The sequence below is a fragment of the Bradyrhizobium sp. USDA 4504 genome (assembly GCF_054063995.1).
The window spans coordinates 5,091,116-5,106,180 of sequence record NZ_JBSSGV010000001.1 but is presented as its reverse complement, the minus strand read 5'-3'; the positions used below and the strand labels follow the sequence as shown (position 1 = coordinate 5,106,180).

Sequence of the window (15,065 nt, the reverse complement as noted above, 5' to 3'; positions counted from 1 at the left end):
CGCTCAGCTCTTCTGCGTGTAGAGCAGCGGCACCGCGGAATCGACCATCACCTCGATCAGGCTGGTGCCTTGATGCGACAGCGCGCGCTGGTAGGCGCCGGCGAGCTCGGCTGATTTCGTCACCCGCACGGCGTCGCAGCCCAGGCCTTCGGCGAGCTTGACGAAATCGATGCCGGGCAGATCGAGGCCCGGCACGTTGCGCACCTGCATCACCTGGCTGAACGAGCGCATCGCGCCGTAGCCGGAATTGTTCAGCACGACGACCGTCAGCGGCAGCTTGCGCTGCGCCGATGTCCACAGCGCCTGGATCGAATACATCGCCGAGCCGTCGCCGATCAGGCAAACCGTGCGTCCCTGACGTCGACCGAGCGCCATGCCGACCGCTGCCGGCAGGCTGTAGCCGAGGCCGCCGCTCGCCATGGTGTAGAAGCTGTCCTGGCCGTGCATCGGCATCGCCTTCTGCATCAGCGGGCGATGCGACGGTATTTCCTCGACCAGCGCATCATACGGCCCCATCGCGGCCGAGAGCGCATGCAGCGCGTATTCGGCAGGGATCGGGTCGCCGGCGGCCGGAGCCGGCGGCAGGACACGGCCAGTCGGCGCGGTGCGTTTCGTCTCAAGCAGCATCTCGAGCAGCGCTGTCAGCGCGGGCTTCATGGTCGCGACGATGCTGTGGCCGGTCGGCGTCATCGCGGCGGCGTCCGGATCGTCGGTGATCTGGAAGATCGTGGTCGAACCGTCGAAGATCGCGGCATGGCCCTCGACATGGAAGGTGAAGACCGGCGCGCCGACCACGACGACGAGATCGTGATCGCGCAGCGCATCGGAGAGCTGGCCCGGCGCGGCATGCAGGAAGCCGGCAAACTGCGGATGCCGTTCGGGGAACGAGCAGCGCGCCGAGAACGGGCTGGCCCAGACCGAGGCTTTTGATTTCTCGGCGACCTTCACCATGAGATCGACTGCCTCGGCCCGATCGACGGCCGGGCCGACGACGAGGGCAGGGCGCTTGGCCTCGCCGAGCGCGGCCCCCAATGCCTGCATCGCCGACAGGTCGGGGCCGATCTCGCGGCTGACTTGGCGCGCGTCGAGCGGCTGCGTCGCATGCGCCCAGTCGTCGATCGGCACCGAGACGAAGGTCGGCCCGCAGGGCGGCTGCATCGCGACATAATAGGCGCGCGCGATCGCGGCAGGCACGTCCTCGGCGCGCGCCGGCTCGACCGCGAATTTCACGTAAGGCCGCGGGAATTCCGAGGCCCGCTCGGCATAGAGGAAGGCCTGCAGCGGCATGATCGAGCGCGCCTGCTGGCCCGCGGTGATCACCAGCGGGGTCTGGTTGCGATAGGCGTTGTAGATGTTGCCGAGCGCGTTGCCGACGCCGGCCGCCGAATGCAGATTGACGAAACCGGCATTGCGCGTCGCCAGCGCGTAGCCGTCGGCCATGCCGACGACGGATGCCTCCTGCAGGCCGAGCACGTAGTCGATGTCGTCGGGCCAGTCGCTCAGGAACGGCAGCTCGGTCGAGCCGGGATTGCCGAACACCTTCTTGATGCCCCATGCGCGAAGCAGGCCGAAGGTGGCATCCTTGACGGTGACAGTCTTGCCTTTGCTGGCGGCGGGTTTGCGCGAGGACATCGGGCGGCTCCCATTTCTGTCTTGTTACGTTCCGTCATTGCGGGCGGCAAAAGCGGAAAGGCAATCCACCTGTCGATGGATTGCCTGACGATGTCAAGCCGCTGCGCGCATAGTTGCCGCGGCAACGGCTGCAAATTTGCGTAGGCGGCTATCCCGTCATCCTGAGGAGCGCGCTTGCGCGCGTCTCGAAGGATCGACGGCCACGGCGGGGCCGTTCATCCTTCGAGACGCGCTACGCGCTCCTCAGGATGACCGGGTGACTACCTAATTGGCCTTCTGCAGCGCAGCGGTCTGCTTGGCGAGCTGCTTGTCGAAATCCTGCTCCAGCCCGGCCACGTAGGTGGCATTTTCGCCCGGCTTGACGAACGGGTTCGGCGCGCCGTCCTTCATCTGCGCCCGCTTGGCCTGCATGGCGTAGACCTCCGGATGCGGCCCGAGCAGCACGTCGACCTTCATCGCCTTGACCTTGGTGAAGGTCGAGCGGTAGTCGTCGACGATGCCGGGATAGGTCGGACGGCCGACCAGCCGGTTCAGCGCCACCGTTCCGCTGCAGAAGAACAGCACGTTGCGCGCCTGGCTGCCATCCTTGACCGTGATCTCCCAGCTGGTGCAGCCGGGCGAATGGCCGGGGGTGGTGTGCGCGGTCAGCGTGACATCGCCGAGCGTCACCTTGTCGCCTTCCTTGACGGTGCGGTCGACCTTCACCGGCGTAAAGGCGAGATCGGCGTTGTTCTCGTCGCCCGGATAATAGCCGCCCTCGAGCAGGGGCTTGTCGCGCTCGCCGGCGATCAGTTGCGCGCCGGTCTCCTTCTTGATCTCGGCAAAGCCGCCGGTGTGGTCGAGATGGGCGTGGGTGTTGAGGATGATCTTGATGTCGCCCTCCTTGAAGCCGAGCTTGGCGATGTTGTCCTTGATCATGCCGGTCGACTGCTGCATCGCCGTGTCCATCAGGATCAGCCCTTGCGACGTCTTGATGATGTAGACCGCGATCCCGTCAGTGCCCACGTAGTAGATATTGTCGATGAGCTGGAACGGCTCGAACGGCGCGGTCCATTTCTTCATGACAACAGCCACGAAGTCCTTGAGCGTCTGTGCCTGCGCACCGGTTGCGATCAGCGTGAGCGCGCACAGCGCGGCTGCGATCGTCCTCATGGTTGCCTCCCTGTTTGTTGTTGTTCGTGCACGGGCGGCACTATGCGTGCTGGCGACGCCGGCCGCAAGCTGCGGACGGCAAGCCGCAGGGCTGACGGCCGTCCGTCCGGCGCATTCCTGTTCTGCGTTCAGCTCGCGTATTGCGCGATGCCGTGACCGAACGACCAGTTCTCCTTGGCGACCTCGACGAGGTTGATGACAACATCGTCCGGCCGTCCCTGCAGCTGGCTCTGATAGTCGTCCACGATCCGCTTGTAGAACGCCTTCTTCATCTCGACGGTACGCCCGGCATTCATGGTGATCTGGATGAAGATGAGATCGTCGCTGTAGGTATTGCCGAGATAGTTGTCGGCGTAGTTCAGGTCGCCACGGTCGTGCTCGGTGATGACCTGAAACTTGTCATTCTCGGGCACGTTGATCACCTCGCGCATCGCCTTGTAGACGATCTCGCCCAGCGTCTTGCGATATTCGGCGGACTTGCCGCGCTTCAGGTCGATGCGAACGAATGGCATGGTGGTCTCCTGTGTTGTGCGAGGCTCGGCCGGATCGGCCCCGTGTGATCGAGACGCTGCGGCGGTGCGAAGGCTCTCGCGTCGTCCGCTTGCGCCGGCGGCGTCGGGGAATTCAGCGGGTCGCCTTGAAGGCCTCCCAGCGCGCATCTCGCTCTTTTTGGTATTTGGGAGTTCGCTCGCCCACCATGTCGGCGCGATGAACCGGCTCGCCGCAGGACTCGCAGACCGGACCGAGCCCGGCCGGCTTGCCGCAGACGCGATGGGTGTAGTTCATTGCGCGGCCTTCCCGCGGTGACTTGCACCAGGTCTCGCCCCAGGCGCGCAGCGCCATCAGCACCGGAAAGAACGCGTCGCCCTTCTCGGTGAGGTGATATTCGTGGCGCAACGGGCGTTTGTTGTAGACGCGCCGCGTCAGCAGGCCGTCCGCTTCCAGCTTTTTCAGCCGTGCCGTGATCATCTGCGGCGTGCCGCCGGACTGCGCCTGAATCTCCTCGAAGCGATGATTGCGCGCGAACAGTTCGCGCAGAACCAGTACTGTCCAGCGGTCGCCCACGACGGTTTCGGCGCGAGCGACAGGACAGAGCGTTTGGTCAGCCGTGTTGTCCTTCATTTTCGTCATCACGTTTTCTTCATCAGGCTTGAGACTATGATTTTCATAGTAATATGACCCGACATCATCGCAAATGCAATGGGCCGTCGATGGCCCGATCTGTCATCGCCAAGGAGTGAGCCATGACCACCGAACCGGGGCCGACAGCGGCCAAAGTCGATTTGAAGCTCGAGGTCGTCGTCATCCCCGTCTCGGATGTCGATCGCGCCAAGCGCTTCTATCAGGACCTGGGCTGGCGGCTTGATGCCGACTTCGTCAGGCCCGACGGCTCGCGCGCCGTGCAGCTAACGCCGCCGGGTTCGCCGACGTCGATCCATCTCGGCTCGGGACCCGCGCTGCCGCGCTTCCTGATCGTCAATGATATCGAAGCGGCGCGCGCCGAGCTGATCGCGCGTGGCGCCGATGTCAGCGAGGTGTTTCACCGCGGCGCGGAAGGCCGCATCAAGGGGCCGGACCCGGAGCGGCCGAGTTACGGGTCGCTCGCCACGTTCAACGATCCCGACGGAAACGTCTGGCTGCTGCAGCAGGTGACGCAACGCCTGCCCGGGCGATTCGACGGCAACAGTACGAATTTCTCCTCATCGGCTGATCTTGCTGCCGCGCTGCGCCGCGCGGCTATGGCCCATGGCGAGCACGAGAAGCGAACCGGCGGCCACGATGCGAACTGGCCCGATTGGTACGCCGAGTACATGGTCCGCGAACAGGCCGGCAAGCCGCTGCCCGAGTGAACGGAGCTCGTCATTGAAGCAAATCCAACCGGCCGCCTGATAGCCAAGGAGCGATCGATGTCCCAGATCACCTATCCACGCGAGCGGACCGCGCTGCTCCTCGTCGATCCTTACAATGATTTCCTCTCTGAGGGCGGCATGGTCTTTCCGCGCATCAAGCCTATCGCCGACGAGGTCGGGCTGCTCGACAATCTGCGCCAGCTCGACGGCGCGGTCCGGGCCGCCGGCATCCAGGTGGTGATCGTCCCGCACCGTCGCTGGGAGCCGGGCGATTATGAGGATTGGGATCATCCCAATCCGACTCAACGCTTGATCATGCAGCGCCATAGCTTTGCGCGCGGCGAATGGGGCGGGGAATGGCATCCGGACCTTGCGCCCAAGCCTGGCGACCTGATCGCCCAAGAGCATTGGGGGCAGAGCGGGTTCGCCAACACCAATCTCGATTTCCTGCTGGAGCAGAAGGGCGTCACGCATGTGATCGTGGTCGGGCTGCTGGCCAACACCTGCATCGAATCGACCGCCCGCTTCGCAATGGAGCTCGGCTACCACGTGACGCTGGTGCGCGATGCCACCGCCGCCTTCTCGCACGACATGATGCACGCCGCTCACGAGCTGAATGGCCCGACCTACGCCCATTCCATCCTGACAACCAAGGAGGCGATCGCGGCGTTGCCGGCGGCCTCTCATTCCAAGGAGACTGTCAAATGAGCGCGCCATCGAAGACGCCCGTTGCAATTGCGATAAGCCAATCGACCCAGGAAGCGATCGACCAGGACCGGCGCAGGCTGCTGACGGGCGCGGCGTTGGGCCTGGCTGCTGCCGGTGCTGCCAGCCTGTTCCCCGCGCATCCCGCCGCAGCGGCCACCAGCGATGCGATCCGCCCGTTCCGCGTCGACATTCCCGAGGAAGACCTTGTCGATCTTCGCCGCCGTTTGGCCGCAACCCGATGGTCCGACAAGGAAACCGTCAATGACGACTCCCAGGGCGTCCCGCAGGCGATGCTGCGCGATCTCGTCCGCTACTGGCAGACCGACTACGACTGGCGGAAGGTGGAGGCGCGGCTCAACGCCCTGCCGCAGTTCATCACCGAAATCGACGGGGTGGACATTCACTTCATTCACGTCCGCTCGAAACATGACAATGCGCTGCCGCTGATCGTCACGCATGGCTGGCCGGGTTCGGTCATCGAGCAGATGAAGATCATCGACCCGCTGACCAATCCCACCGCGCATGGCGGCAGTGCGTCGGACGCGTTCCATCTCGTGATCCCGTCGATGCCGGGCTACGGCTTCTCCGGCAAGCCGACCACGGTCGGCTGGGATCCCCAGCGCATCGCACGGGCCTGGGTGCAATTGATGAAACGGCTCGGTTACAGCAAGTTCGTGGCGCAGGGCGGTGACTGGGGTTCGCCGGTCTCCAATGAGATGGCCAAGCTTGGTGCGCCGGAGCTGCTCGGCATCCACGTCAATCTGCCCGGTGTCGTTCCGCCCGAGGTCTTCAAGGCGGTCATCACCGGCGGCCCTGCGCCGGACAATATGTCGGCGGAGGAGCAGCACGCCTTCGACCAGATCAAGCTTCAATTCGCGAAACGGCGGGCCTACGCGCAGATCATGGGCACGCGCCCGCAGACGCTTGCGGCCTTTGCGGATTCGCCGGCCGGCCTCGCCGCCTGGCTGCTCGATCACGGCGACGGCTATGCCCAGCCGGCCTCCGCGATGCAATCAGCTGTGCTCGGGCGCGAGGTCAACGGGCATTCCGCCGGCGCACTGACCCGCGACGACGTGCTCGACAACATCACGCTCTACTGGCTGACCAACACGGCGATCTCTTCGGGCCGCCTGTACTGGGAAAACAAGACCAACCTTTATCTGCCTGCCAATGTCGCGATCCCCGCCGCGGTGACCGCATTTCCCGGCGAGAGCTTCGTGGCGCCGCGGAGCTGGGCGGAGAAGGCCTATCACAAGCTGATCTACTTCCATCAGGCTGAAGCCGGCGGCCACTTCGCCGCATGGGAGCAGCCCGACATCTTCAGCAGGGAAATTCGCGACGCGTTTCGGCCGCTCCGCAGCTGATCTGAACGTGCAAAAGAACCGAAGGCGGATTCGTCATGTCGAAACTTGCACCGATCGCCACCGTCGAGGTGGCGCCGGAGAAGCGCGATCACGCGCTGTCGCTGCTGTCAGCGCATGGCGCCCGGTCGCTCAGGGATGAACCGGGCACACTGAATTTTGAGATCCTGGTGCCGCGCGAGGATGCCGCCAAGCTCTTGATCTACGAGGTCTATCAGGATGACGCCGCGTTCGAGGCGCACCGCAATGCGCGGTCGATCGCGCAGTTCCGCGAGGAGAGCGCAGGGCTCGGCATCAAGATATCAGCGATGCGGTGCACGCCTGCCGCCTAGGGAGCTGCCGCGAGCGGCGTCACGCCTTGAGGCAGGCGCCGCGCTCGGACAAAACCTTCTCGGCCTTCGGCGTCAGCTCGTAGAGGTCGCCGTCCTTGGCGACGTATCCCTCCCTGATGAGCCGGTCGACTTCGCCTTGCACGTCGTCAGCGAAGGCAATGGATTGGGCGATGTCGCAGAGAACCGCGACCTGTTCATCTCTAAGCATGGCGTCCTCCGTCAGGGCGGGGAACGCGCAAGCCGGCATTCGGTTCCAAGGGGCCGGATGATACACCCGGCTTTCACCCGGTGAGCTGTGGCTCCGGGTGTTGCATCTTACCCATGCCGCGCATCGAGTACCGGCGCGTAGCCACCGCCGTCCCGACGAACATGAGCACAGCGCGGGCCGCGGAAGTGGGCGGGTATGACGAGGCGGCCGCTGTCCGCAGCCTCTGCCAGGATCTTCGTCCTCGTCTCGCGCGCGAGCTGCGGGTCGGCACAGGATGATGTCGACAGATCGGGCTGGAAGATCTGCACCGGATTGTGCACGGCATCGCCGCAAAAGATCGCGCGATGTTGTGCGTAGTCTACCATCAGCCCCATCTGGCCGCTGGTGTGGCCCGGCAGCGGGACCAGCCGCAGGCCCGGTCCCAACTGATGGCCATCGTCGACCAGATCGACACGGCCTGCCTCGACGATCGGGATGACGCTCTGCTCCAGGGCGCGGGCGTGGATCGGCGGGGCACGCCCGGCATCATGCTGTGTCATCCAGTCGGCAAGCTCGCGGCGGCCGAACAGATACCGCGCGTTAGGAAAGGTCGGCTGCCAGCGGCCGTTGTCCTGGCGCGTATTCCAGCCGACGTGATCGACATGCAGATGGGTGCAGAATACGACGTCGATGCCGGCCGGGTCGATGCCGCTCGCGCGCAGCCGATCAAGGAAGCCGCTGCCGCGCCGCCGATGCCAGGCCGGAATCTCGGGGATGTCCTTGTGCTCGCCGATGCAAGCGTCGATCAGCAGCGTTCGGCCGCCGGTTCGCACCACAAAACTCTGGATCGCGTGTTTCGCGACGCCCCGGGCGAGGTCGATGAACACCGGCTCCAGCGTGGCACGATGCGCTTCGATCAAGCCGCGATCGTATCCGGGCAGGAATTCGGCGAGCGGAAGGCCGAAATCGTCGTCGTCGACGATGACGTCGACGGTTGCGTCGCCGATCGCAAATCGCATGACCGCTCCTTCCCGGAGAACCGTGCATCCCAACGCGCGGTCACTATGCAGGGTGGCGCCGTCGATCGCAAGTTGGTGAACGGCTATCAGGCCATGCCGCGCAGCAGGCCGATCAGGTGGCCGCACTCATCGTCGGTGCCGACCGTGATGCGCAAAAAGTCCTCGATCCGCGGCTTCTGGAAATGCCGCACCAGCACGCCGCGCTCGCGCAACCTCGCGGCGAGATCGGCGCCGCGATGGCTGGGATGGCGGGCGAACACGAAATTCGCCTGCGACGGCAGCACCTCGAACCCCAGCTCAATGAGGCTGCGGACCAGCGCCTCTCTGCTCCTGATGATGCGTTGCCGCGTCTCCTCGAACCACGCCTCGTCCTCGATGGCGGCGACCGCGCCGGCGATCGCGAAGCAGTCCAGCGGATAGGAGTTGAAGCTGTCCTTGACGCGCTCCAGCGCCTCGATCAGCGGGCGTTGGCCGATGGCGAAGCCGACGCGCAAGCCGGCCAGCGCGCGCGATTTGGAGAGCGTCTGGATGACGAGCAGATTGTCGCGGCGCGCGACCAGCGGCACGGCGCTCTCGGCGCCGAAGTCGACATAGGCCTCGTCGACCACCACGAGCCGGTCGGGATGCTCGGCGAGCAGCGCCTCGATCGCGGCGCGCGGCAGCGCGGTGCCGGTCGGTGCGTTGGGGTTGCACAGCAGGATTGCGCTGCCGGGCCGCCGGTAGTCGGCAAGCTGCACGCGCATCGCGGCGTCGAGCGGCACTTGCTCGCAGCTGACGCCATAGAGGCGGCAATAGACCGGGTAGAAGCTGTAGGTGATGTCGGGAAACAGCAGCGGCGCGTCGTGCTTCAGCAGCGCCGGGAAAGCGTGGGCCAGCACCTCGTCCGAGCCATTGCCGACGAACACCTCGTCCGCCGTGACGCCGTAACGCCTCGCGATCGCCTCGCGCAGCGCGGTTGCGCGCGGATCAGGATAGAGCCGCAGGCGATCCGTGTTCGCTGTGATCGCCGCCACCGCGCGCGGCGACGGCGGGTAGGGGTTTTCGTTGGTATTGAGCTTGATGAGGCCGTCGATCTTCGGCTGCTCGCCGGGCACGTATGGCGACAGATTGTGGACGACCGAACTCCAGAAGCGACTCATGATCTGCGATCCAGGGATGAACGCGATCACAATAAGGAATACGAGGCGCTGATGAAAGCGCCTCTTTATTCCCTCGCGTTATGACAGGCGTCGTGCTCGCGCGTTACCAGGTCGCCGTGCCCTTCATGGTCGGCTGGCCCTCGGCATTCGCGGTCCACAGCTCCATGCCGCCGTCCTTGTCGCTGGCATTGATCGAGAACTCGCTGCCCTCGAACAGCGGCTGCACGCCGCGATAGGCGAGCTTCTTCGGCGGCTTGCCGCCGCGCAGCTTGGCGGCGAACTCGACGATGAAGGAAGCCTGCAGCGGGCCGTGGAAGATCAGGCCAGGATAGCCCTCGACCTTGGTGACGTAGTCGCGGTCGTAATGAATGCGATGGCCGTTGAAAGTCAGCGCCGAATAGCGGAACAAGAGCACCGGGTCGGAGACGTGGCTCTCGCGATGCTGCGCGACCGGTGGAGGCGGCGGCTCCTTGGCGGGCGCAGCGCCCTGCGTGCTCGTCATCTCGCGATAGACGATGTCTTGCCGCTCGCGCACCGCAAGCCCGCGCGAGGTCGTTACCTCGTGATTGACCGAGACGAAGCACAGCGTGCCGGTCGAGCCCGATTTGACCGTGACGTCGACGATCTTCGAGGTGCGTTTGGCCTCATCGCCGATGCGCAAGCTGTCGAAGAATTCGAGCTCGCCGCCGGCCCACATCCGGCGCGGCAGCGGCACCGGCGGCAGGAAGCCGCCGCGGGTCGGGTGGCCGTCGGGGCCGAGCTGCGACATCGGAAACACCGGCTGCGCCAGGCACCAATGCGTGGTCCACGGCGCGGCGTCACCGGCCTTCGGCTCGCCGATCTCCTGGAACAGCGTCGCGCGCAGCCCCATCACGAGATATTTGGTGACGACGTCGGAGGCCTCCGTGGTCTTGCCGATCCATTGGCGGAGATGATCGAGGTCGAGTTTGTCGCTCATGATTGTGTTGCCCGGGCAGGAGGGATTTCAGGAACGTCTGGTGCGCTCGCCGATCGCGGGCACCTTGCCGTAGTGCCTGTCCTCGCCGACCACGATCGCGGCCGGCGCCGGATAGCTGACCTTGCCGTTCGGCGTGTCGACCTCGACGCGGCGCAGATGCGGATGTTTCGCGAGGTCGTCCATGCTGTTGACCTCGGCAAAGGCGATGTCGGCCTCGGCAAGCTTCGCCAGCAACTCCTCGCGCGTCAGCTTGCCGAAGCTGTCGCTGACGATCTGGTCGGTAACGGCGCGGTTGCGCACGCGCTCGACCATATTGGCAAAGCGCGGATCGTCGGGCAGGCCGGGCTGGCCCAGCACCTTGGCGCACAGCGTCTTCCACTCGCGCTCGCTCTGGATCGAGATCAGGATCTCCTTGCCGTCCTTCGAGCGGAACACGCCGTAGGGCGCGATCGAGGGATGGGCGAGGCCGATCCGCTTTGGCGACTTGCCGTCCTCGGCATTGAGCAGCGGCACGGTGAGCCAGTCGGCCATCACGTCGAACATCGAGATCCGGATGTCGGCACCGTCTCCGGTGCGACCGCGGCCGATCAGCGCCTCGAGGATCGCGGCATGCGCGGTGGCGCCGGTTGCGACATCGACGATCGACATGCCGACGCGCGAGGCGCCTTCCGGGCCGCCGGTGATCGAGGCAAGGCCGCTCTCGGCCTGGATCAACAGGTCATAGGCCTTGCGGTCGGCATAGGGGCCAGTGTCGCCATAGCCCGTGATCGTGCACATGATCAGCTTCGGATAATCCTTGCGCAGCCGCTCGCGCGAGAAGCCGAGCTTGTCCATCGAGCCCGGTTTGAGGTTCTGCAGCAGCACGTCGGCACCGGCGATCAGCTCTTCCAGCTGCGCGCGGCCTTCCTTGGTGGCGAGGTCGACCACGGCGGAATCCTTGCCGCGGTTGAGCCAGACGAAATAGCTGCTCTGGCCCTTCGCCGCGGCGTCGTAGCCGCGGGCGAAATCGCCCTCGGGCCGCTCGATCTTGATGACATGGGCGCCGGCGTCGGCGAGGCGTGACGAGCAGAACGGCGCGGCAACCGCCTGTTCGACGGCGATGACGGTCAATCCCTCAAGCGGCAGCATGATCAAGCAACTCAGTAGGAGCGGGGCATGCCGAGCACGTGCTCGGCGACGTAGGACAGGATCAGATTGGTCGAGATCGGCGCCACCTGATAGAGCCGGGTCTCGCGGAACTTGCGCTCGACGTCGTATTCCTCGGCAAAGCCGAAGCCGCCATGGGTCTGCACGCAGGCGTTGGCCGCTTCCCAGGACGCGTCGGCCGCCAGCATCTTGGCCATGTTGGCCTCGGCGCCGCAGTCGAGACCGGCTTCATATTTGCGGGTGGCTTCCTTCACCATCAATTCGGCCGCGCGCATCGAGGCATAGGCCTTGGCGACCGGGAACTGGATGCCTTGATTCTGCCCGATCGGCCGCCCGAACACGCTGCGCTCCTTGGCGTAGTTGGTCGCCTTGGCGATGAACCACTTCGCGTCGCCGACGCACTCGGCGGCGATCAGGATGCGCTCGGCATTCATGCCGGAGAGGATGTAGCGAAAACCCTTGCCTTCCTCGCCGATCAGATTCTCCGCCGGCACCTTCATGTCGGTGAAGAACACTTCGGTCGTGGCGTGGTTCATCATGGTGCGGATCGGGCGGATCTCCAGCCCCTTGCCCTTCACCTCGCGCATATCGACGATAAACACCGAGAGACCGTCGGTGCGCTTCTTCGACTGCTCCTTCGGCGTGGTGCGCGCCAGCAGGACCATCAGGTCGGAATATTCGGCGCGGCTGGTCCAGATCTTCTGGCCGTTGACGACGTAATGGTCGCCCTCGCGGCGCGCGAAGGTTTTCAGCGACGAGGTATCGGTGCCGCTGGTCGGCTCGGTGACGCCGAACGCCTGCAGCCGCAACTCGCCGGTCGCGACCTTCGGCAGATACTTGGCCTTTTGCGCGTCATTGCCGTGCCGCAGCACGGTGCCCATCGTGTACATCTGAGCGTGGCAGCCGCCACCATTGCAGCCGGCGCGCTGGATCTCTTCCAGGATCGCCGCCGCCGCCGACAGCTTCAGGCCGGCGCCGCCATATTCCTCGGGGATCAGCACCGAGAGATAGCCGGCCTCCGTCAGCGCATCGACGAACTCTTTCGGATAGGCCATCTGGCGATCGAGCTTGCGCCAGTATTCGCCTGGAAACTGCGCGCAGAGTTTTGCCACCGCATCGCGGATGTCGGAATGGTCGTCGATGTGTTGTTCGTGTGCGGTCATTGTTTCGTCTTGCCGAGAGGTTGCGCCAGAGCGTGTTCGAGCGAGGTGGAAATCGGTTCGCGTGAAGAAAACGCCCGCAGTTGTGGGGCCCCGGTAAACTCCCTATGCTGTTTTGTTATAGCGTATGAACCTGCCTTCCAGGATTGGCAAGTATGGATTTCCGCCAGCTTAGGACCTTTGCGTGTGTCGCGGAACTCGGGAGCCTGAGCAAGGCATCCGATACCTTGCGGGTCGCGCAGCCGGCGCTGAGCCGGCAGATCAAGCTGCTGGAACACGAACTGCGCACCGAATTGTTCACGCGCAACGGTCGCGGCATGGTGCTGACCGATGCCGGCCGGCTGCTGCTGGCGCGCACCAGCGGTATCGTGCGGCAGATCGACCAGATCCGCGACGACATCCAGTCCGCCGGCGGTGCACCGTCCGGGCGCGTCGTGCTCGGGCTGGTGCCGACGGTGAGTTGCGTGCTGTCGGCGCGGCTGGCGCGGCGCACGGTGGAGCGCTATCCCGGCATCTCGCTCTGCATCGTCGAGAGCTACAGCGGCCATCTGATCGAGTGGCTGCATCGCGGCGAGATGGACCTTGCCGTGATCTATGGCCCGTCGGTCGATCTGCATCTGGCGGTGCAGAGCCTCGGCCGCGACAGCATCGTCGCGGTCGGCCCGCGCGGCAGCGGGCTGAAGCCGAAGAAGCAAGTCGACTTCGGCTGGCTGATGCGCCAGCGCCTGGTGCTGCCAAGTCATTCGCACGGCCTCCGTGCGCTGCTCGAACATGCCGCGGCCAAGAAGAAGATCGATCTCGACGTCAAGCTCGAGGCGGATTCGTTTCGCGTGCTGACCAGCCTGGTCGAGGAGGGGCTCGGATATACCTTGCTGCCGCCGTCCTCGGTGCGCGCCGAGGTGGCGGAGGGTCGGCTCGAGACCGCCGCCATCGCGCGGCCGGCGCCGCGGCGCGAGCTGACCCTGGCCTCGCCGGTCGAGCATCCCGGCTCAAACGCGATGACGCTGATCGCGAAGCTGTTTGCGCGATGAGGTCGCTGCGCTGCGCGCCGAGGGGCTCTGGGATATCCAGCTCGCCTGAGTTCCGTCATTGCGAGGAGCGATAGCGACGAAGCAATCCATCCGTCCGCGAATGCTGCGCGATGGATTGCTTCGCTTCGCTCGCAATGACGGGGTCGCACGCATTCTGCTCTCAGCTCACCTTGAAGCCGAGATGGCCGCGGAAGCGGTTCTTCAGGTAGGTGCCGTCGCGCGGCGGCAGCGCGCGCTCGACCTCGCCGGCGGCGATGCGGATGCGCGCCAGCCGCGGGCCGCCGCCGAGATCGCGCAGGCTGGTGCGGAATTTCTCAATACCGGCCATGTCGGCGATCTCACAGACATTGCCGATGCCCGCGCCATCAGCGATCACCTCGAGCCTGGCGCCGAGGCCGGAGTGACTCGGCTGCATGCCCGTCTCGCCGAAATGGCCGTTGTCGAGCACCGCGATCGAGAGATTGCCGGGCTGCTTGGTCGCGATCGTCAGCAGGCTGCCGATCCCCATCAGCTGCTCGCCGTCGCCGGTGATCACGAGCACCGGGCGCTTCGGCTGCGCCAGCGCGAGGCCGAGCCCGACCATCGCCGCGCCGCCCATCGCGCCCCACAGATAGAAATTGCCGGGATGCTCGCCGGCGTCGAACACGTCGTAGGAGGAGGAGCCGAGCCCGGAGATCACGAGCAGCTCGCCGCGGTCGGCAAGCAGCGCATTCACGGCGGCGCGGCGATCGAGAGTGCCTGTTGATGCCGACATCAGTGCGTCTCCCTGGTCCACTTCTTGCGGCCGATCATCCGCTGCGAGATCAGCACCGCGACCTGCTGGTCGCCGTCATAGGCGAGCGAGGCGGCGGCCGAGATCACCTCCTCGGCATCATCGGGGTTCTCCAGCCGCAGCACGGTGGTGCCCATGATCTCGAACGCCTGCGGCGTCGCCCGGCCCATCGGGATCTGCCAGGGATTGAATTCGGCCCATTCGCCGCGCATCGTCACCAAGGTGAGCAGCGGGAAACGGCAGCTCGCCATCAGTGACAGCATGTTGACGCAATTGCCGACGCCGCTCGATTGCATCAACAGCACCGCGCGATCGCCGCCGAGCCAGGCGCCGGCCGAAAGGGCCACGCCCTCTTCCTCTGTCGTCAGCACCGTGGTCTTGATGTCGGTATCGGCGTGCGACAGCTTGATCAGCTTGGAATGTCCCGCATCGGGAACGTAGGACACCTGTGCCACGCCAAAGCTCTTCAGCGTGCGGTAGATCGCAACCGGCCAGTCCCGGCTGGTCGCGCTGTCCTGGTGAACGGCAATCTGGTCCATCATGGCCTCGGCGGTGGCGTTTTCGAACGAACCGGTACCGGTTCGCGAAGAAAAACGCGTCAATACAAGGGACGCGCAT

At 65.3% G+C, this 15,065-nt stretch carries 17 protein-coding genes; 5 read left to right on the top strand and 12 right to left on the bottom strand.

The window, feature by feature from the left end:
* Window positions 1-3: 3 nt before the first annotated feature.
* The 4 genes from mdlC to ACVMB1_RS24030 form a co-directional block, all read right to left on the bottom strand.
* A complete protein-coding gene (gene mdlC, locus ACVMB1_RS24045; protein WP_076830735.1) occupies window positions 4-1,632 on the bottom strand; it encodes a benzoylformate decarboxylase in 1,629 nt (542 codons plus the stop codon).
* Window positions 1,633-1,896: 264 nt separating this feature from the next.
* Window positions 1,897-2,784, bottom strand: coding sequence for a BJP family subclass B3 metallo-beta-lactamase (blaBJP, locus tag ACVMB1_RS24040; protein WP_076830738.1), 888 nt, complete (start codon window positions 2,782-2,784; stop codon window positions 1,897-1,899).
* Window positions 2,785-2,912: 128 nt separating this feature from the next.
* A complete protein-coding gene (locus ACVMB1_RS24035) occupies window positions 2,913-3,296 on the bottom strand; it encodes a tautomerase family protein (RefSeq protein WP_016848571.1) in 384 nt (127 codons plus the stop codon).
* A 112-nt stretch (window positions 3,297-3,408) separates the two neighbouring features.
* Window positions 3,409-3,906, bottom strand: coding sequence for a winged helix-turn-helix transcriptional regulator (locus tag ACVMB1_RS24030; RefSeq protein WP_141341155.1), 498 nt, complete (start codon window positions 3,904-3,906; stop codon window positions 3,409-3,411).
* Window positions 3,907-4,028: 122 nt separating this feature from the next.
* Here ACVMB1_RS24030 and ACVMB1_RS24025 point away from each other — a divergent pair, with 122 nt between their 5' ends.
* From ACVMB1_RS24025 to ACVMB1_RS24010, 4 genes are read left to right on the top strand one after another with little or no spacing between them, the layout of a single operon-like run.
* A complete protein-coding gene (locus tag ACVMB1_RS24025) occupies window positions 4,029-4,634 on the top strand; it encodes a VOC family protein (RefSeq protein ID WP_076830743.1) in 606 nt (201 codons plus the stop codon).
* A 57-nt stretch (window positions 4,635-4,691) separates the two neighbouring features.
* Window positions 4,692-5,342, top strand: coding sequence for an isochorismatase family cysteine hydrolase (locus tag ACVMB1_RS24020; RefSeq protein ID WP_076830745.1), 651 nt, complete (start codon window positions 4,692-4,694; stop codon window positions 5,340-5,342).
* Window positions 5,339-6,706, top strand: a complete 1,368-nt coding sequence (locus tag ACVMB1_RS24015) for an epoxide hydrolase family protein (RefSeq protein ID WP_076830748.1) — start codon at window positions 5,339-5,341, stop codon at window positions 6,704-6,706. The genes ACVMB1_RS24020 and ACVMB1_RS24015 overlap by 4 nt, the downstream gene beginning before the upstream one ends.
* A gap of 35 nt (window positions 6,707-6,741) precedes the next feature.
* Window positions 6,742-7,035, top strand: a complete 294-nt coding sequence (locus ACVMB1_RS24010) for a putative quinol monooxygenase (protein ID WP_057019283.1) — start codon at window positions 6,742-6,744, stop codon at window positions 7,033-7,035.
* 19 nt (window positions 7,036-7,054) lie between these two features.
* Here ACVMB1_RS24010 and ACVMB1_RS24005 read toward each other — a convergent pair whose 3' ends face one another.
* The 6 genes from ACVMB1_RS24005 to ACVMB1_RS23980 all read right to left on the bottom strand — a co-directional run bounded on the left by ACVMB1_RS24005 (window position 7,055) and on the right by ACVMB1_RS23980 (window position 12,647).
* Entirely contained in the window at window positions 7,055-7,243 is a 189-nt protein-coding gene (locus ACVMB1_RS24005; protein WP_038386258.1) for a Rossmann-fold NAD(P)-binding domain-containing protein, read from the bottom strand.
* A gap of 107 nt (window positions 7,244-7,350) precedes the next feature.
* Window positions 7,351-8,241: an MBL fold metallo-hydrolase gene (locus ACVMB1_RS24000; protein ID WP_076830751.1), complete on the bottom strand. Its 891-nt coding sequence runs from the start codon at window positions 8,239-8,241 to the stop codon at window positions 7,351-7,353.
* Window positions 8,242-8,327: 86 nt separating this feature from the next.
* A complete protein-coding gene (gene hisC / locus ACVMB1_RS23995; RefSeq protein ID WP_076830803.1) occupies window positions 8,328-9,380 on the bottom strand; it encodes a histidinol-phosphate transaminase in 1,053 nt (350 codons plus the stop codon).
* 103 nt (window positions 9,381-9,483) lie between these two features.
* Window positions 9,484-10,338, bottom strand: coding sequence for an FAS1-like dehydratase domain-containing protein (locus ACVMB1_RS23990; protein WP_057019285.1), 855 nt, complete (start codon window positions 10,336-10,338; stop codon window positions 9,484-9,486).
* A gap of 27 nt (window positions 10,339-10,365) precedes the next feature.
* Complete coding sequence (locus ACVMB1_RS23985) at window positions 10,366-11,466, bottom strand: CaiB/BaiF CoA transferase family protein (protein WP_057019286.1); 1,101 nt, start codon at window positions 11,464-11,466, stop codon at window positions 10,366-10,368.
* 11 nt (window positions 11,467-11,477) lie between these two features.
* Window positions 11,478-12,647: an acyl-CoA dehydrogenase family protein gene (locus ACVMB1_RS23980; RefSeq protein WP_076830754.1), complete on the bottom strand. Its 1,170-nt coding sequence runs from the start codon at window positions 12,645-12,647 to the stop codon at window positions 11,478-11,480.
* A gap of 152 nt (window positions 12,648-12,799) precedes the next feature.
* Here ACVMB1_RS23980 and ACVMB1_RS23975 point away from each other — a divergent pair, with 152 nt between their 5' ends.
* Window positions 12,800-13,675, top strand: a complete 876-nt coding sequence (locus tag ACVMB1_RS23975; RefSeq protein ID WP_456849281.1) for a LysR substrate-binding domain-containing protein — start codon at window positions 12,800-12,802, stop codon at window positions 13,673-13,675.
* Window positions 13,676-13,835: 160 nt separating this feature from the next.
* Here ACVMB1_RS23975 and ACVMB1_RS23970 read toward each other — a convergent pair whose 3' ends face one another.
* Both ACVMB1_RS23970 and ACVMB1_RS23965 read right to left on the bottom strand, forming a co-directional pair.
* Window positions 13,836-14,429 carry a thiamine pyrophosphate-dependent enzyme gene (locus tag ACVMB1_RS23970; RefSeq protein ID WP_076830756.1) on the bottom strand — a complete coding sequence of 198 codons (594 nt, stop codon included), beginning with the start codon at window positions 14,427-14,429 and terminating at the stop codon, window positions 13,836-13,838.
* On the bottom strand, window positions 14,429-14,989 hold the full coding sequence (locus ACVMB1_RS23965) for a thiamine pyrophosphate-binding protein (protein WP_141341151.1): 561 nt from the start codon (window positions 14,987-14,989) through the stop codon (window positions 14,429-14,431). The genes ACVMB1_RS23970 and ACVMB1_RS23965 overlap by 1 nt, the downstream gene beginning before the upstream one ends.
* Window positions 14,990-15,065: the final 76 nt, after the last annotated feature.